General features: G+C 70.1%; 22 protein-coding genes and 2 pseudogenes. 11 read left to right on the top strand and 13 right to left on the bottom strand.

The genetic code is table 11. The features are described 5' to 3' along the window. Positions 1–84 precede the first annotated feature (84 nt). Positions 85–528, bottom strand: coding sequence for a (deoxy)nucleoside triphosphate pyrophosphohydrolase (locus ACWER9_RS19510; RefSeq protein WP_452303155.1), 444 nt, complete (start codon positions 526–528; stop codon positions 85–87). Positions 529–711: 183 nt separating this feature from the next. On the opposite strand from ACWER9_RS19510, the gene ACWER9_RS19505 reads away from it, so the two are divergent. The 6 genes and pseudogenes from ACWER9_RS19505 (at position 712) to ACWER9_RS19480 (ending at position 3,507) form a co-directional block, all read left to right on the top strand. Then, positions 712–1,020: a 4a-hydroxytetrahydrobiopterin dehydratase gene (locus ACWER9_RS19505; RefSeq protein WP_452303154.1), complete on the top strand. Its 309-nt coding sequence runs from the start codon at positions 712–714 to the stop codon at positions 1,018–1,020. A 133-nt stretch (positions 1,021–1,153) separates the two neighbouring features. Beyond that, positions 1,154–1,654, top strand: a pseudogene (locus tag ACWER9_RS19500) (class I SAM-dependent methyltransferase); the annotation flags it as partial. Positions 1,655–1,918: 264 nt separating this feature from the next. Then, positions 1,919–2,281: a PH domain-containing protein gene (locus tag ACWER9_RS19495; RefSeq protein ID WP_030337500.1), complete on the top strand. Its 363-nt coding sequence runs from the start codon at positions 1,919–1,921 to the stop codon at positions 2,279–2,281. A 223-nt stretch (positions 2,282–2,504) separates the two neighbouring features. Then, entirely contained in the window at positions 2,505–2,984 is a 480-nt protein-coding gene (locus tag ACWER9_RS19490; RefSeq protein ID WP_452303153.1) for a class I SAM-dependent methyltransferase, read from the top strand. 89 nt (positions 2,985–3,073) lie between these two features. Then, on the top strand, positions 3,074–3,235 hold the full coding sequence (locus ACWER9_RS19485) for a hypothetical protein (RefSeq protein ID WP_452303152.1): 162 nt from the start codon (positions 3,074–3,076) through the stop codon (positions 3,233–3,235). Positions 3,236–3,333: 98 nt separating this feature from the next. Next, positions 3,334–3,507 carry a hypothetical protein gene (locus ACWER9_RS19480; RefSeq protein WP_452303151.1) on the top strand — a complete coding sequence of 58 codons (174 nt, stop codon included), beginning with the start codon at positions 3,334–3,336 and terminating at the stop codon, positions 3,505–3,507. 48 nt (positions 3,508–3,555) lie between these two features. Here the strand turns inward: ACWER9_RS19480 and ACWER9_RS19475 are convergent, their stop codons facing one another. The 3 genes from ACWER9_RS19475 to ACWER9_RS19465 are packed head-to-tail and all read right to left on the bottom strand — an operon-like array spanning position 3,556 to position 4,807. Beyond that, positions 3,556–3,999, bottom strand: coding sequence for an SRPBCC family protein (locus ACWER9_RS19475; RefSeq protein ID WP_452303150.1), 444 nt, complete (start codon positions 3,997–3,999; stop codon positions 3,556–3,558). A 2-nt stretch (positions 4,000–4,001) separates the two neighbouring features. Next, positions 4,002–4,352: an ArsR/SmtB family transcription factor gene (locus ACWER9_RS19470; RefSeq protein WP_452303149.1), complete on the bottom strand. Its 351-nt coding sequence runs from the start codon at positions 4,350–4,352 to the stop codon at positions 4,002–4,004. After that, the gene (locus ACWER9_RS19465; RefSeq protein ID WP_452303148.1) at positions 4,349–4,807 is read right to left on the bottom strand and encodes an SRPBCC domain-containing protein; all 459 of its coding nucleotides are present in this window, start codon (positions 4,805–4,807) and stop codon (positions 4,349–4,351) included. Before ACWER9_RS19465 ends, ACWER9_RS19470 begins: the two co-directional genes overlap by 4 nt. 114 nt (positions 4,808–4,921) lie before the next feature. On the opposite strand from ACWER9_RS19465, the gene ACWER9_RS19460 reads away from it, so the two are divergent. Continuing rightward, the gene (locus ACWER9_RS19460; protein ID WP_452303147.1) at positions 4,922–5,290 is read left to right on the top strand and encodes a VOC family protein; all 369 of its coding nucleotides are present in this window, start codon (positions 4,922–4,924) and stop codon (positions 5,288–5,290) included. Positions 5,291–5,303: 13 nt separating this feature from the next. Next, complete coding sequence (locus ACWER9_RS19455) at positions 5,304–5,906, top strand: NAD(P)H-dependent oxidoreductase (RefSeq protein ID WP_452303146.1); 603 nt, start codon at positions 5,304–5,306, stop codon at positions 5,904–5,906. Between the two features lie 22 nt (positions 5,907–5,928). On the opposite strand, the gene ACWER9_RS19450 is transcribed toward ACWER9_RS19455, so the two are convergent. From ACWER9_RS19450 to ACWER9_RS19440, 3 genes are all read right to left on the bottom strand, one after another. Further along, positions 5,929–7,119 (bottom strand): helix-turn-helix domain-containing protein, encoded by a 1,191-nt coding sequence (locus ACWER9_RS19450; RefSeq protein ID WP_452303145.1) that lies wholly within the window; start codon positions 7,117–7,119, stop codon positions 5,929–5,931. Beyond that, positions 7,109–7,276, bottom strand: coding sequence for a hypothetical protein (locus ACWER9_RS19445; RefSeq protein WP_452303144.1), 168 nt, complete (start codon positions 7,274–7,276; stop codon positions 7,109–7,111). Before ACWER9_RS19445 ends, ACWER9_RS19450 begins: the two co-directional genes overlap by 11 nt. Positions 7,277–7,442: 166 nt before the next feature. Next, positions 7,443–8,591 (bottom strand): helix-turn-helix domain-containing protein, encoded by a 1,149-nt coding sequence (locus tag ACWER9_RS19440; RefSeq protein ID WP_452303158.1) that lies wholly within the window; start codon positions 8,589–8,591, stop codon positions 7,443–7,445. A gap of 143 nt (positions 8,592–8,734) precedes the next feature. Here ACWER9_RS19440 and ACWER9_RS19435 point away from each other — a divergent pair, with 143 nt between their 5' ends. After that, complete coding sequence (locus ACWER9_RS19435; RefSeq protein ID WP_452303143.1) at positions 8,735–8,869, top strand: hypothetical protein; 135 nt, start codon at positions 8,735–8,737, stop codon at positions 8,867–8,869. 1 nt (position 8,870) lies between these two features. On the opposite strand, the gene ACWER9_RS19430 is transcribed toward ACWER9_RS19435, so the two are convergent. From ACWER9_RS19430 to ACWER9_RS19405, 6 genes are all read right to left on the bottom strand, one after another. Further along, positions 8,871–9,227, bottom strand: a complete 357-nt coding sequence (locus tag ACWER9_RS19430) for an HflX-like GTP-binding protein (RefSeq protein WP_452303142.1) — start codon at positions 9,225–9,227, stop codon at positions 8,871–8,873. 38 nt (positions 9,228–9,265) lie between these two features. Further along, positions 9,266–10,036 carry a class I SAM-dependent methyltransferase gene (locus ACWER9_RS19425; protein WP_452303141.1) on the bottom strand — a complete coding sequence of 257 codons (771 nt, stop codon included), beginning with the start codon at positions 10,034–10,036 and terminating at the stop codon, positions 9,266–9,268. A 35-nt stretch (positions 10,037–10,071) separates the two neighbouring features. Then, positions 10,072–10,701 (bottom strand): hypothetical protein, encoded by a 630-nt coding sequence (locus ACWER9_RS19420; protein WP_452303140.1) that lies wholly within the window; start codon positions 10,699–10,701, stop codon positions 10,072–10,074. A gap of 218 nt (positions 10,702–10,919) precedes the next feature. Beyond that, positions 10,920–12,005 (bottom strand): redox-regulated ATPase YchF, encoded by a 1,086-nt coding sequence (ychF, locus tag ACWER9_RS19415; protein WP_452303139.1) that lies wholly within the window; start codon positions 12,003–12,005, stop codon positions 10,920–10,922. A gap of 93 nt (positions 12,006–12,098) precedes the next feature. Further along, on the bottom strand, positions 12,099–12,833 hold the full coding sequence (locus ACWER9_RS19410; protein WP_452303138.1) for a Type 1 glutamine amidotransferase-like domain-containing protein: 735 nt from the start codon (positions 12,831–12,833) through the stop codon (positions 12,099–12,101). A gap of 62 nt (positions 12,834–12,895) precedes the next feature. Next, positions 12,896–13,399, bottom strand: coding sequence for a hypothetical protein (locus ACWER9_RS19405; protein WP_452303137.1), 504 nt, complete (start codon positions 13,397–13,399; stop codon positions 12,896–12,898). Positions 13,400–13,734: 335 nt separating this feature from the next. Between ACWER9_RS19405 and ACWER9_RS19400 the strand changes: the two genes are divergently transcribed. Both ACWER9_RS19400 and ACWER9_RS19395 read left to right on the top strand, forming a co-directional pair. Beyond that, on the top strand, positions 13,735–15,168 hold the full coding sequence (locus ACWER9_RS19400; RefSeq protein ID WP_452303136.1) for an FAD-binding oxidoreductase: 1,434 nt from the start codon (positions 13,735–13,737) through the stop codon (positions 15,166–15,168). 76 nt (positions 15,169–15,244) lie between these two features. Further along, positions 15,245–16,268 (top strand): annotated as a pseudogene (locus ACWER9_RS19395) (bifunctional transcriptional activator/DNA repair enzyme AdaA); the annotation flags it as partial. Positions 16,269–16,349: the final 81 nt, after the last annotated feature.

The raw sequence follows: 16,349 nt of genomic DNA, 5'->3' as shown, positions 1-16,349 counted from the left end.
AACCCGGTGATCAAGAGGTTTCGGTCATCAGGAGGCGTAATCGTGACCGAAAGCTCTTGATCACCGGGTTGGTGGGGCCGGGGGTTAGGGGTTGGGCAGGAGGAGGGGGCGGAGAGCTGCCACGATGGGGGCGTCGGCGGGGAGCCAGGTGACCGAGTCCAGTTCGTCGGCGGTGAGCCACCGGAGCGCCTCGTGCTCCAGCGCCTGCGGCTGGTCGTCCCCGAGCAGGCGGGCCGCGTACACCTTGAGCACCGAGCGGCCGTGCGCCATCCGTACGTTACGGCCGACCCGGTCGCCGATCTCGACGCGTACGGCCAGCTCCTCGGCGCACTCTCGGATCAACGCGTCGGTCTCAGCCTCCCCGGGCTCGACCTTTCCGCCCGGAAACTCCCACATGCCCGCCACTTCGGGTGGGGCGGAACGCGCACAGGCGAGCACCTTCCCATCCCGGATGATCGCCGCGCCGACGATCACCTTCAGGTCCCGTCGTTCGGCCTGCCCGCCACTATTCGCCCGTTCGGTCCGCACGGGCGTCCAGGGTGCCAGATCAATCGGCGGTTTGGGTACCGTAGCCGTCCGCTAGGCCAGTAAGACACGGAAGTGTGGGCGTGGACACCCCCTGCGGGCAGCGAGAGACTAGGAGGCACCGACAAGACACGGGATGGCGACGATTTGGCCACAAGCCGGCAACGGCGCTTGGGGGGTGCGGTGATGCGCGTGCTGTTCAACAGCAGGGCCAAACACGACTATCTCTCCGACGCGTTGACCTTGCTATCTGGTTGGACGCGCGAGGGCGAGCAGATCCGACGGACGCTCGTGATCGACGATACCCAACACGCCGCACTAACTGAACGGGTCAAGGTCGTCGCGGATGCGCTGCATCTGCGACCCGAGATCAGCCGCCGGGCCGACAGCACCCAGATCCGGGTCGGGCACGGCGGCGGCGAGCCCCTGACCGAGGGCGAGGTCCTGCTTGCCGCCCGCATCGAGGACGCGTACCGGGCGGTCACCGAGTCCTGAAGACCCGCCCCGACGTGGCGTACGTGCCCATCCACGACGCGCCACCGATCGAACGCGGGCCGGTCTGGCTGCCAAGCAACACCACCATCCGGGTACGCGAGTTCGTCCGCGCCGCGACCGACGTGAACCCCCGATGAGACACGCCGAGTTCCGCCACCACCGGCTGGTCCAGGTGTACGACGCCGAGTGCCGGTGGGGGCCGGACGACGACTTCTTCCAAGCGGTGGTCGACGAGACTCCGGCCGCCCGGGTCCTCGACCTCGGCTGCGGCACCGGCCGGCTGACCGTCGCGCTCGCCGCCGTCGGCCACCGCGTCACCGGCGTCGACCCGGCCGGCGCGTCGGTGGCCGCCGCTCGCGCCAGGCCCGGCGGTGAGCGGGTGACCTGGATCGAGGGCACCTCGGCGCTGCTGCCGGAGCGGGCGTTCGACGTGGCGGTGCTGACAAGCCACGTCGCACAGTTCTTCGTCGACGACGCCGAGTGGGCGCGTACCCTCGCCGACCTGGCCCGGGCGCTGGTGCCCGGCGGCCGGCTGGTGTTCGACGCCCGCGACCCGGCGGACCGCCGCTGGGAGCTGTGGAACCCGGTGGATTCGCACCGGCTGGTCACGCTGCCGGACGGCGGCGAGGTCCGCGCGTGGACCCAGGTCACCGGGGTACGCGACGGAGTGGTCGACTTCACCCACCACTACCACTTCGACGACGGCGAGCGGTTGGTCAGCTCGGCGACCCTGCGCTTCCGCACCGAGGAGGAGTTGCGCGGGTCTCTGACCAGGGCGGGTTTCGTGGTGGACCGCATCTACGGCGGTTGGCGCCAGGAGCCGGTGGGCCACGGCGACGGCGAGTTCGTGGTCGTCGCGCGGCAGGAGCTGTGGCGCCGGTTTCCTAGCCTGGACGACATGGCGAACATCGCGTACGACCGCAAAGAGCAGGTCCAGCAGATCGAGAGTGGCCTCCTCGAAGGCGAGCAGATCATCGCCGTCTACGACGCCGTCGGTACCGGCACCGGGTTCATCGGGTTGACCGACCGCCGCGTGATCATCCAGGACCGCTCCTTCGTCGGGAAGCGGTTCGCGATCACCAGCATCCCGTACTCGAAGATCACCAGCGTGAGCGTGGTCAGCAACAAGTCGTGGGGTGGGTCGTTCTTCTCCACCGGCGCCATCGCCATCCACGTCGGCACGCACACCTACGAGGTGGAGTTCCGTGGTGCGCAGAAGAGCCACCACGTACACAACGTGATCCTGCACCACATCTCCTGACCGCACGTCCCGTCGCGGGCCCGGCTGGCGTAATCGCCTTGCCGGGCCCGCGGCGTCTCTGGTGTCCTGAGTCGACAGCCACGCGAAGGGAGCAACCACCATGTCCGACACGACGAAGTCCCCCGAAGCCACAGTCATCCACATCGAGGAATCGAGACTTCGTGAGCAGGACTGTTCCCCCGGCGCTGCTGGGCGCCACTGACCCCAACCCCGGAGGCCGCTGATGTCGGTCTTCGACGATCCCGGCCTCTTCGGCCGGCTCTGGGCCGCCGACTACGACGGCCCAAGCAACCCCGACCCGGCCCCCGCCGTGGACTTCCTGGCCGACCTGGCCGACGGGGGCCCGGTTCTCGAACTGGCGATCGGCACCGGCCGGGTCGCGCTTCCGCTTGCCGAGCGCGGCCTCGCCGTGCACGGCGTCGAGGCGTCCGAGGAGATGCTCGCGCAGCTGCGGGCTAAACCCGGAGGCGACCGGATCCCGGTGGTCGTCGCCGACATGGCGGACGTGCCGGTACCTGGCGAGTTCCAGCTCGCGTACCTGGTCTTCAACACCCTTTTCAACCTGATGGACGCCGAGCGGCAGGCGGACTGTCTCCGCAACGTCGCCCGGGTGCTGTCGCCCGGCGGGGCGTTCGTCATCGAGACGTTCGTGCCCGACCCGCGCGACTTCGACCGCCACGAGCAGGTGCAGGTGCATGCCTGACCGAGGATTCCGCGACGATCCGGCTGCACAGGTACGACCGGCCGGCGCAGCGGTTCATCCGGCAGACGATCACGTTCAACGGCGACGGTGTGCACCTGAAGCCGTTCGCCATGCGGTACGCCTGGCCGCACCAGATCGACGAGATGGCGCAACAGGCCGGGCTCCGGCTCACCGAGCGGTACGCCGACTGGCACCGACGACCGTTCCAGGCCGACAGCCCGTCGCACATCTCGGTCTACCGCGCGGAGTAGCGGTTTGATCGGCTCGGGTTCCGGAAAGTCGAACAGTCATCGCGCCGACGTCAAGGAACCCGAGTCGATCTCCCGCCGTCCGAGAGCGAGGTGCCGCAATGAGCAAGCGAGCCATCCAGGTGGTCCTGGCCGTGTCGGTCGTCCTGATGGTCACCGGCATCATCCTCAAGGTGGCCGCGGACGGCAGTGCCGACACGGCCGGCACGGTGGCGGTGTCACTCGCCTCGGTGGGGTCGATCGTGGCGAGCATCGGCTCGTCCTTCCGCGACTGAGCACGCAGTCCCCCGGCGAGCCCTGCCGGCGGCCCAACCGCACCGAGGTCAGTGCCCGTCGCTGATCTGGACGTCGTCCGGCGCCGGCCGGCCGCGCCCCGTCTCGATTAGTTCCTTGAGACTCATCAGGAAGATCGCCCACTTGGTGCTGCACTCGCGCATGAGTGCGGTCGGCTCGCGCCACGCCGAGTGCGTGAAGTCGACGATCGTGTAGCGACCCCGCTGGTCGAGCCGCCAACCGATCTCGGTGCCGATCCACTCCTCGGGGCCACCGACGACCCGCCACCGCACCCGGCCAGCCGGGTCCAGCTCAAGGATCTCCAGGTCGAAACCGCCCTCGTCCCCGAAGTGGACGGCCATCTGCCCGCCGACCTCGCTCTTGCCGGTCGTGTCGACCGACCACCATCCGGCGACGCCCTCGGGGGTCGCCACCGCTCGGTAGACGTCGGCAAGCGGAGCGATGACGCCGACCTGGTGCAGAATGTCGACCATCTTCAGCCTCCCTGGTTGTCGGTCCGATGACGTTCGATCGTCTCGGCGATGCGCTTGATCCGATGGAGTCGGGCGTCCCAGGTGGAGCCGACTTCCGACAACTGGGCGACCGCCCGGGCGAGCTGCGCCTCGTCCACCTGGTAGTGACGCTCGCGACCGGCCGGCTCGGCGTGGATCAGCCCAACCCGGTCCAGGACCGCCAGGTGCTTCGAAACGGCCTGCCGGGTGACGGGTAACCGCCTGCTCAGCGAGGTGGCCGTGCCCGGCCCGTCGGAGAGAAGAAGATCGATCATCGTACGCCGGATCGGGTCGCCGATCGCCGACCACAACTCGTCGTCGACAGCCGCGTTCACGGGGTCGCGACCAGCCGCGCGACGTACGCGCCCAGCCGGGGCATGTAGTGGTCCCAACCGTTCTCGTGGTCGCGGTAATGCTCTTCCAGGACGGCGACCTCCCAACCCAGCTCACGGAACCCGGTCTCGGTCATCCGGATCAGCGTCCCCGCGCCACTGGGCGCCAGGTCGAAGGTGACAAGCAGCGCCTGCCCGCTGCGATCCGGTTCGGTGAAGCACCACCGGAAGGAGAACCTCTTCGGCGGGTCGACCTCGACGACGGCGAGCGCCACGGTCTTCGTCTCGCCGCTGTCGACGTCGCGCCACACCAGTTCGCCAGGCGCGCCGGCCACCGACTCGAACCGCGCGTCGTCGGGCCACCACTCCCGCATGTGCTCGGGCTGGCTGACCACCTCGAAGACGACCTCGGGGGACGCGTTGACGTGGATGTCACGTTCGATCGTTCCCTGTTCCATGCTCATCACCTTCCGCAACCTTTGGTTGCACACAACCTACGACGACCCACCGCCGTCGCGCAACCTTTTGTTGCATGTCGCGGTTTCGTCGTACCCGGGGTGCACGATCGGCGCATGTCTGAGACGGCTCCGCACCAACACCACACCATCGACTACATCGAGCTCACGGTGACCGACCTCGCCGTCGCCAAGCGCTTCTACTCCGACGCGTTCGGTTGGCAGTTCACCGACTACGGGCCGGGATACTCCGGCATCCGCAGCCCGCAGGGTGACTCCGAGGTGGGCGGCCTCCGTCTGGACAGCGACGTACGGGCGGGCGGCCCGCTCGTGCTGCTCTACTCCGACGACCTGGACCGGTCCGTGCAGGCCGTCAAGGAGGCCGGCGGTCAGGTGGTGAACGGGCCGTACGAGTTCCCCGGTGGCCGGCGGTTCCACTTCACCGACCCCAGCGGCAACGAGCTGGGCGCCTGGGCCGAGCAGTAGGCCCCCTGCATTCATGCACACCTTGTTGGTAGTCGTGAATCCGGAGCCCGGGTCCCTGACGCACCACGTGGCTCGGCGACTTGAGGCCGCCCTGCGGCCGGGGTCGGTCGAGATCGCCGACCTGGCTGAGGAGGGCTTCGACCCGAGATACACCCCGGCCGACCGCCTGGCGTACCAGCAGCGTGGCGGGCCACCGCCCGACGTTCTCCGCGAGCAGCGGCGCATCGATCGAGCCGATCATCTCGTGCTGGTCTTTCCGGTCTACTGGTGGTCGATGCCGGCCCTCCTGAAGGGGTGGATCGACCGCGTGTTCATCAACGGCTGGGCCTTCGACTACGCCCCGTCCACCGGCATCCAACCGCGGCTGCACCGCCTGACCACCCACCTGCTCCCCATTGCCGGTGACGACGCCGGCCTCTACGAGCGACACGGGTACGGGCACGCGCTACGGACACAGATCGAGCACGGAATCGTTGGCTACTGCGGCAGTCGCCCTGGCGTCACGGCCTTCGTGCACGAGTCCGAGCAGGACGACGCTCAGGCCAGGACACGAAACGCCGACCAGGCCGTGAGCATGATCCGCGACGCCATCTCCGTACCACTCGAAGCGCGATAGGCGGGGTGCCGGCCGCACGCCCTCAGACCACGCGGAGGTCGCTGGCGAGGTGGGTGATCGTCGTCGGCGCGTCGGGGTCGCGGGCCACCTGCGCGACCACGTCCATGGCCGCCGGTCGGTGCCGCACCTCGGCGGGTGCGATGCTGTCAGCCCGCATCAGGGCCCGGGCCGCGTTGGCGGGGTCGTCGACCAGCAGGTAGGCGCGGGTCGCGTCGAGCAGATGCGCGGCGCGGTGTTCGGCAGGTAACCACCGCCAGCCTTCCCGCCTGATCGCCACCTCGTGCAGCGCCACCGCGTCACGTCCGTCGCCCAGGTCGACGGCAGCGGCGACCCGGGCCAGCTCGACTGCTGTCGGCCCGAAGGCAGTCCGGTGGTGGTCGTGTCCGTCGCCTACCGGAACGGCCATCTCGGCGGCCTCGTCCAGCAGCTCAGCGGCGGCCCTGTCGTCACCGCACCGTGCCGCCATCAACGCCGCCTGAATCAACAGCGACCCAGACAGCGACAGCTCCTCCCGCGCGCTTGCAGCAGAATCATCCGGAGCAATCCGGTGCGCGGCGGCCAGCAGCACCGACCGTGCCCGCTTCGATGCCCGCAGCACCTGGCCAAGCTGCACCGCCGCAGCGGCCACCAACACCCGGTCACCGGTCGCAGCGGCCATCGCCCGATCGGCGGCCAACCAACCAAGGCTCGCCTCGCCGAGCTTCACCAGCACCGACGCCGTCACCCGGTACGCCTCCACCAATTCCGTCCGGCAAGCCGCCGGATCGTGGACATGCGCACGTTGAACATCGACCAACAGCCTCGGTAACAGGTCCACCAGCTGCGGATACCGCGCATGCTGAAAGGTGGCCCAGGCATGCCCCACCTGCTGCGCCAGACGATCAGTCGGCAGGACGTCACGGCACGCCGCCGTAGGGCCAAGTGCCATCGCGTACGTCGACAGCGCCGCCCGGATCCGCGCGACGCCCTCGGCCCGGCCGGTCGCGTCGACCGGTTGGGCGTCCCGCCCGAGCAGCGCTGTGGCGTCGACCCGCAGGACAGCGGCGATGTCCCGGATCGTCGACACCCGCTCCAGCGACCGCACCCCGCGCTCCACCTTGTCGACCCAACTCTTCGACTTTCCGAGCCGATCGGCGAAGGTCTGCTGCGACAGCCTCCGCCGGACACGCAGGTAGGCGACTCTCCGCCCGATCGGGAGGAAGTCACCGCTCACGACTCCACCGCCGATCCGGCACCGCCCGGGTTGTCTCCTCGACCGGTATCCGCTCCGCCTCGGCCTGGGCGAGCAGACGCTCCTTCGCCGCCTCCCGCTCCGTCGCCTCCGCCTGCTCACCAGTGGCGGACCTTGGATCACGCTGCGTACCGTCCATCTGCACCCCTCGCTCAGGGACGCGGCGGCACGCTTCGAAGAGGATCACGACCGCCACGCCGGACTCAGGCCGCGACTGCCAGACGAAGCCGGCCCGCATCCTGTAACGGAGACGCTACGGACAGCACCGGCATTGGCTGGAACGCTTACGCACCACCACTGTCCTGCTACTGGACGGTCAGGCTCATCCGTTCGCAGAGGCCTCGCAACTCCGGCGAGGAAACCCTCTTGCGCAGCAGCGCCCGCGCTGTCTCCCGCGCCGCCGCTGACGAACGGGCATGTTGCGGACCGACCCGCTCGGCGGTGAGCAGCATCCGCACCGAATCGCGCTCTCGACCCACCGACTCGGCGGCCCGGCCCATGTCGAGCCAGAAATACACCTGCCGCACCGCTGGCAGTCCCGCCAGCTCGACACCCGCAGCCGTCTCCAATGCCGCTTCCGGACGGCCCGTGTCGAGTTCAAAGGCCATCCGCCACAGCGCCACATTCCGCGGCCCCCAGGCGAGATCCCAGCTATCCGTCTCACCGGTGCGCGTAGCGATCTGCGCGGCCTCGGTGAGATGTCCCTCGGCGGTTGCGTAGTCACGCAGGCCGGCAACGTGAAGCGCCCGCGCCAAGTGCAGGAAGCCGAGTACGTCTAAAGCGCCTTCCATCGAACTGCCCGTCAAATCGGCGGCGGCAACGTCACAGAGCGTTCGCGCCGGTCCAAAGGCCCCGGAGTAGGCGGAAACCCGGGCGCGATTGGCGGCCGCAACGCCGGCGGCCACAGGATCACCGAGCAGACCTGCCGCCTCGGCACAGCGCTCGGCAGCCAGCCATGCGTGAGCGGGAAAGCTGACGTTCAGGAGGGAGCCCATCGCCACGCCGTATACCGGCACCATCTCGGTGAGCGCGGCACGCCGATCGGTAAGACCATGCATCGCCGGCACCAGCTCGACCAGCCGGCGCAGGGCACCCGCATAGTCGCACCTCCCGTACAACCCACGCACGAGGGCCGCCTCACGCTGCACCTGCTCGGTCGTTGCGGCGGTGTCGGCGCGCCCAGTCATCGGCGTGTCCATCATGGTCCGCCAAACCCGCTCCGCATCGATACGAGCGGCATCGAGCTGCCGATCGGCCGGCGTGTACGCCTGTCCGGTCAGATCGGCCACCGAGCACTCAAGAGCGGCGGCCAGGTCTACCGCCATATACCGGTCGGTGCGCTGCTGCCCGCGTTCGATCCGCGACCAGGACGTATGCGAGATACCGGCGCGGCTGGCGGAGTAACGCACGCTCCAGCCACGCAACTCGCGGCGAGCACGAATGCGATCACCGATCGACGGGTCGTCAGGTATCGGGCGGCGAGGCATCAGCGGCACTCCCAGGTGGTGAACTGCTGGCACTTCGGACAGTACACCGAAGAACATCCTCGCCAGTGACCGTGCGACTACGCTCGGATAGAGTCACACGCGCAGAGCAGATGCAGAGCGCTGCCGTTATCGGCCGCACGCCCTCGCCGGTTCCGGGTGTGCTCCGCGAACTCATCGACGACCTCGGGCCCTGGCTCGCCGGGGAGTACGCGACCGTCCATGGCGAGAAGGCCGTCCGTCCCTGACCTATCGGAGGTCCTCACCAGTGATGACGAGACAGCCGAACATGTCCGTGAGGACGGCCCGCTGGTGGTCGGTCAAGGGGTTCGCGAAGACCACGACGCCGGCCCCGCCCTGCCGGCAGGCGTCGGCGACTTCGCCGGCTTTACCGGGGCTGAGCAACGTCCGCCGCGAGAACGGGTCGCCCATCTTGTCCGCGCCGCCGGAAGAGACACCCCGACGCTGCACGTGCCGGCTAATGACCTGGCCGCCGTGGGCTTCCACCAAGCTGGCAAGCAGATCGAGCTTTCCGGCAAACTTCCTGTCCTTCGCCGAGAACAGGCCCACCAGCGCCACGTCGGCGCCTGTCAGCACAGCGTTCATCGCCCCGCTCCGGTGTCGGTCCAACGGGTCGCTGACCGTCACCGCCGCCGAGCGCGCAGCACGCCGGTCAGCATCGGCAGGGTGAACTCGCCGTGCGCGGTTTCGGGTCTGCTCCCGAGGAACGCGCGGATCCGGCCGAGTGTGGCCGCTCGCTCCTCTTCCGGCATGACCAGCATCCCGGCCCGCGTTGCGAGCGTCGCAACGAGCGAGTCGGCGGTACGGCGCTGCCCGTGCGGGATCTCGACAGACTCCGCCGACCCGAACCGGGCGACCAGGCCGATGCTCGGAACGAGCATGTCCGCCGTAGCAGCGCGCCAACTGCTCAACGTGTCACGCGGGCCGATGGCCGCACTCCCGCTGACCCGTTCGAGCCCGGCAACCCAGTCGATCCGGTCGTCCATGATGTTCCACAATCCGGCCAGGACACCGCCGGGTGCGAGAACCCTGGCGATTTCCGCACCAGCATCGGCCATGTCGAACCAGTGCAGCGCGTTACCGGCGAGCACGGCGTCGACGCACCCGTCCGGCAACGGGATCGCCTCGGCACTGCCCGACAGGGCACGGACGGTCGGCACCGCACGGCGTAGCTCGGCGAGCATCGCCAGGTCGGGTTCGACCGCCACGACGTCCGCGCCCACCGCGGCCAGCGTCGCGGACAGCTTGCCGGTGCCGGCGCCCAGGTCGGGCACGCGTAGGCCGGGGGCGGGCTCCAGCGCCCACCGCACCGCAGCCTGCGCGTAATCCGGGCGGTGTTCCGCGTACGCGGTCGCCGCCGCGCCGAACGACGATCGGAGCATCTGTTCCGTCATCCGATCAACGTACCGCCGCTCGTCGACACCGACTGCTACGAACCAGACCGGGCACTGGGCAGCATGTGCGGATTGATTGCGGTCAGAGACATGAGGCCACGATCGGCGCGCATCAGTTCAACGGTCTTCCTGGCAACAACCTTGTAGCTGTCGTGAAGTTCGACAGGCACGTCAAGTCCAACCGCTCCTTCCGAGATGGGAAGTACGGCAACCACTTCGGAGACGAACCTCGACATGAGGTCGCAGCATTCACGGGCGGAATCTCGGACGGGCGCGGAAGCCGAAAGCTCCAGTTCCGCCATGATGCCTACGGCTCTTACGCTGGCATCGTAGAGCTCATCGGTGTCGATAATGAACAGATGGCCCTCTCCGGCCTCGATCATCTGCCTGATGTCAGCCGCCCTTCGACCCCAGTTCCAGATGGTCTGCATGAACTGTTTGTAGGTCTCTTCGCGGGACTCGCGATGCCGAAGCTCATCCTCCCGCTGCCACTGCGCCGCTCGGTCTTGGCGCTCCCGCTCCCAGCGTTCCTGCTCCCGTTGGCGCTCCAAGTTCCATCGACGATCCTCGCGGCGAGTGGTAAGAAACTGGGTCGAAATGGCGGCACCGAGGGTACCGGTAACACCAAGCACGGCGACGAGAAGAACCGGCCAGATCTGGTCCATGGTGGGAGTATTCAGTCTCGATGCGGCCGTAACGGCGCGCCCCGCCGTCCCGCTCCTGCGTGGACCGCTAAGGCACGAGAATGTGACCCTGGCCCGGTGAACCTGGGGGCGGACTCGGAGGTATGCACCCGTCGTGCCGGCACTGAAGCCTGGGGTTGCAACCCCGGGCGGCCCCGGAGCACTGACCTAACCGCCTGACCCGCGTGAACAGGCCGGATTCAGACGTTGAAGCGGAACTCCACCACGTCGCCATCCTGCATGACGTACTCCTTGCCCTCGATGCGGACCTTGCCCGCCGCCTTGGCCGAGGCCATCGAGCCGTGCTCGACCAGATCGTTGTACGAGACCACCTCGGCCTTGATGAAGCCGCGCTGGAAGTCGCTGTGGATGACACCCGCGGCCTCCGGCGCGGTGGCGCCGACCGGGACGGTCCAGGCGCGTGCTTCCTTCGGGCCGGCCGTGAGGTACGTCTGGAGGCCGAGGGTACGGAAGCCGACCCGGACGAGCTGGTTGAGGCCGGGCTCGTTCTGCCCGATCGACTCCAGCAGCTCGCGGGCCTCCTCCTCGGGCAGGTCCACCAGCTCGGATTCGATCTTGGCGTCCATGAAGACGGCCTCGGCGGGGGCGACCAGGGCGCGCAGCTCGTCGAGGAACGTCTCGTTGGCCAGCTCGGCCTCGTCGACGTTGAAGACGTACAGGAAGGGTTTGGTGGTCAGCAGGTGCAGCTCGCGCAGATGCTCCAGCTCGATCTTGGCGGCGGCGGCCCCGGAGTAGAGGGTGGTGCCACCGTCGAGCACCTCGATGGCGGCCTTCGCGGCGGCGACCGCCGCCAGGCGGTCCTTGCGGAGCTTGGCCTCCTTCTCCAACCGGGGCAGCGCCTTGTCCAGGGTCTGCAGGTCGGCGAGGATCAGCTCGGTGTTGATCGTCTCGATGTCGTCGGCCGGGGAGACCTTGCCGTCGACGTGCACCACGTTCGGGTCGGAGAAGGCCCGGACGACCTGGCAGATCGCCGAGGCGTCCCGGATGTTGGCCAGGAAGGCGTTGCCCCGGCCCTGCCCCTTCGACGCGCCACGGACCAGGCCGGCGATGTCGACGAACGACACCGGGGCCGGCAGCACCTTCTGCGAGGCGAAGATCTCGGCCAGCTTGTCCAGCCGCTCGTCGGGCAGCCCGACCACGCCGACGTTGGGCTCGATGGTGGCGAACGGGTAGTTCGCCGCCAGCACGTCGTTCTTGGTCAACGCGTTGAAAAGCGTGCTCTTGCCGACGTTGGGCAGGCCGACGATGCCGATGGTGAGACTCACGACGGGCCAGCTTACGCCGGTCCCGGCCGGGCCGGTCCAGGCGGCTCCGATTCGGGCGCCGCGCCGGCGACAGGCGGCCGGGAGGCGTGACGCTCAGCCGAGCAGGCGCGGGGCGATGACCGCCTCCCGGACGCTGCCGTCCGCGCCCCGGCTGACCTCGTACGCCGAGACGCCTTCGCGGTCCGCGATGGCCTCGACCAGTCGGGTGCCCCGGTAGACCAGGCCGACCCCGTCGTCGGTGCAGTGGCTGGTGGGGAGGGTGCCGTCGCCGACCAGTTGGTGCATGAGCGGGCGGCGCTGGGCCTCGCTGTCGTAGTGCACCCCGTTGCCGTACGGCAACCAGGCCAAGCCGTCGGTGAAGCCGCGCAGTTGGGGGCCGAAGCTGTCGGTGGCACCGCCGACGTGCCAACAGATCGAGCCGGCGGAGACGCCGGCCAGCACCACGCCGGCCTGCCAGCACTCGCGCAGGATCTCGTCGAGCCCGTGCACCCGCCACACCGCGACGAGGTTCGCCACGCTGCCGCCGCCGACCCAGAGCACGTCCTGGGCGAGCAGGTGAGCGCGGATGTCCTCGACGTTCGGCATGGGGAACAGGGCCAGGTGTGACAGCCGGAACCGGGTGTCGGCGAACGCGCCGTAGACGGCGGTCAGCGAGGTGGGCTGGTCGCCGACGGCCTGCCCGAGGTAGCAGACCCTCGGCTGCGGACCGGCCTCGGCCAGCTCGGCCGCCAGCTCGAAGACCGGGCTGGGACGCAGGTCGTAGGGCCCACGGTCGCCCCGGAGGAAACCCATGCTGGTAGCGATGATCGTCGGGTCGCTTGCGGGCATCGGAGCGTCCTTCCGTCGGGGGCGGTGCGGCGTCCATCCTGCCGCAGCCGGTCTCCCGCTGATCAGCCAGACGGGTCGGGCCGCCGTTGGCGGGGCACCTCGACCTCGGGCCAGTGGCCCAGCGCCGGACGGTCGGCCGGGGGCAGTTGCGCGGCGGCGGCGCGGGGCAGGGTGAACCGATCGGCGGCGGTCGGCCCGGCCGAGGCCGACTCGCGCAGCATCCAGCGCACCTCGTCGACCACCCAGCCCAGCCCTGGCCGCGAGGCGATCTCGCGGATCAACCGCCGGCCGACCGTGGTGTCGTCGTCGTAGAAGCGCATGCACCAGTGGTGCGTCCACATCCCGAGCGCCCGCAGGCCGGCGTCGTCGAGCGAGCCGGCCAACCGACCGCAGGCGGTGTCGGAGAAGCTCTGCCCGGGGTCGGCCGCCCGGTCCCGTTCGATGGCACCCACGGCGGCCGGCGCGACGGCTCGCATCCGGCGGTAGAAGGACTGCGCCACCGCGCGGGGCAACTGTGGGAACGCACCCGGTGTCGACGCCGCCGCCCAACCCGCCACGCTCGTCATCCCGCACCCCTTCTTCAGTTGGTGGCCGGACGCTACCCGGCACGACCGACACTTTCGGGCCGAAAAACCCCACCGATCGTGGACGGCGACGGGGGTTGGTGCCGTACCGCGAGCAGATCGGCTGGTGGCGGCGGCGGTGCCAGGGCGACGGCGATCCGGTACGTCGAGCGGAGATCCCGGTCACCTCCGCGCGGCGCTCCCCCGTGCCGACGAGCGTCGCGCGCCGCGCTGGCGAGCGGGCGTCGGTCCGCCGAGTTTGTCGACGCGGGCGTGCCCGCTCATCCTTGGGCCATGACCGATCCCGGACGCCTGGTGTGCGAGCTGCGGGGGCACCGATGAGCACCGCCATGGCCCGGGTGCCCGACTCCCTGCGGGGGCAGGTCGTCACACCCGGCGACCGCCGGTACGCGCACCTGCGCTCGACGTACACCAGGTCGGCGTCACCGGCGGCCGTCCTGCTGCCGAAGACCACCGCGCAGGTGGTCGACGCGCTCCGCTACGCGCGGGAGCAGCGGCTGCCCATCGCGGTCCGCAGCGGCGGGCACGGCCTCTCCGGAACCTCGTCGAACAACGGTGGGGTGGTCATCGACCTGTCCATGCTCAACCGGGTCCAGGTGATCGACGAGAGGGCCGGGCTGGTCCGGGTCGAGGCCGGTGCCCGTTGGGCGAACGTCGCGAAGATGCTGGCCCCGTACGGCCTGGTGATCAGCTCGGGTGACTACGGCGGCGTCGGAGTCGGCGGCCTGGCCACCGGCGGTGGTGTCGGTTGGCTGGTCCGCGCCCACGGCCTCACCATCGACCGCGTCCGCGCCGTCGAGGTGGTGCTCGCGGACGGAACGCTCGTACGCGCCGACGCCGAGCACGAACCGGAGCTGTTCTGGCTGGTCCGTGGGGCCGGGGCCGGCGCGGGGATCGTGGTGGCCTTCGAGATCGAGGCGGCCGAGCAGCGCAACGTCGGTGTCACCCAGCTGGTCGTCGAGGCGCACCCGGACGGCCGCACCGTGCGGGAGTGGACGAGCTACCTCGCGCAGGCGCCACGGGCGTTGTCCGCGGCCGCAGTGGTGTTCGCGGAGGGCCGATCGGTCCTCATGTCCATCACCGCCGTGGTCGCCGCCGAGAGCCTGCGTCGGGCCCGACCGGCGGTGGAACCACTGCTCGCCATCGGCACGGTGCTCGAACACCGGACCGACCTGCTGCCCTACCCGACGCTGGTACCGACCGCGCACCTCAACCCCAACGTCGGGCAGCAGCGGGGCACGACCACGAACGGACTGTTCACCGCGCTTGACGACGCCGGGGCGCGGGCCGTGACCCGGGCGGTCACCGGGCCGGGGCGGGCGGTGGTCCAGCTCCGCTCGTTGGGTGGGGCGGTCAACGACGTCGCCTCCGACGCGACCGCGTACCCGCATCGTCACCAGGACACGCTGATCGTGGCGTCGGTGTTCCCGCCGCAGGCCGACGCCGCGTTGAACTCCGCCTGGCGGGCCGCCGGGGCGCGCGCCGACGGCGCGTACGTCAACTTCGAGAGCCGGCCGGACCCGGCCGCGTTCGCCCGGATCTACCCGGGCGAGACCGGGGCCCGGGTCCGGCGGCTGTGGAAGCGGTACGACCCGGACGGCGTGTTCCGGTCGGCCCTGCTGACCGGCCAGCCGAACCGCACCGCCCTGCCGAATCGCGCCGGCCTATCCACCGGGGCCGGGCAGCCGCACCGATCCGCCCAGCCGACCGGGTCTGGTCAGCCGCACCGGCGGCGTCGACGCCCGCGTTGACCGGGTCTCCGCGCCGGCACGCCCAGGTCCGATTCCCGCCAGCCGATCGCACGTCGAGCGGGGCATCATCGGTGACATGGAGTTGGACTTCGAGCGGTGTTACCGGGCCGTGGACAGCCGTGACCAGCGGTTCGACGGCTGGTTCTACACCGGTGTGACGTCCACCGGCATCTACTGCCGGCCGTCCTGCCCGGCGATCACACCCAAGCGGAAGAACGTCAGGTTCTTCCCGTCCGCCGCCGCGGCGCAGGGTGCCGGGTTGCGTGCCTGCCGCCGCTGCCGGCCGGACGCCGCGCCCGGCTCACCGCTCTGGGACGTCCGTGCGGACGTGGTCGGTCGGGCGATGCGGCTGATCGCCGACGGGGTCGTCGACCGGGACGGCGTACCGGGGCTGGCCTCCCGACTCGGCTACACCGAGCGGCACCTGCACCGGATGGTGAGCGCCGAGATGGGCGCCGGGCCGCTCGCGCTGGCCCGGGCCCAGCGCGCCCAGACCGCCCGGATCCTGATCGAGACGACCGACCTCGCGATGGCCGAGATCGCGTTCGCCGCCGGCTTCGGCAGCGTGCGGCAGTTCAACGACACGCTTCGCGAGGTGTACGCGAGCGCCCCGTCGGACCTGCGCGCGGCCCGTGGCCGCCAACAGGCGCCGGTCGGGGCGGGCACCATCGCGCTCCGGCTGGCGTACCGCCCGCCGCTGCACTCCCGGGCGCTGCTGGACTTCCTCGCGGTGCGGGCGTTGCCAGGTGTGGAGGAGGTCCGCGACGGGACGTACCACCGGGGTCTGCGGTTGCCGCACGGCACCGCGCAGGTGGCGCTGACCCCGGCGGACGGGCACGTGGCGGCGACCTTGCGGCTCGCCGACCTGCGCGACCTGGCGCCGGCGGTGGCCCGCTGCCGCCGGTTGCTCGACCTGGACGCGGACCCGGCGGCCATCGACGCCACGCTCGCAGCCGACCCGGTGCTCGCCCCGGCGGTCGCCGCCGAACCCGGCATCCGCGTCCCCCGCGCGGTCGACGCCTTCGAGCTGGCCGTCCGCGCCATCATCGGCCAACAGGTCTCGGTCACCTCGGCACGAACAACCCTCACCCGCCTCCTGGCCGCTCAGAGTCGCGTTGATCATGAAGTTGTTGCCACCGACGACGGCGTGTCGGGACAACAGCTTCATGATCAACGGAGGG

This window comes from Micromonospora sp. NPDC003944 (assembly GCF_053605225.1).
The sequence above is the reverse complement of the archived record's forward strand: the minus strand, read 5'-3'. Positions and strand labels throughout refer to the sequence as shown.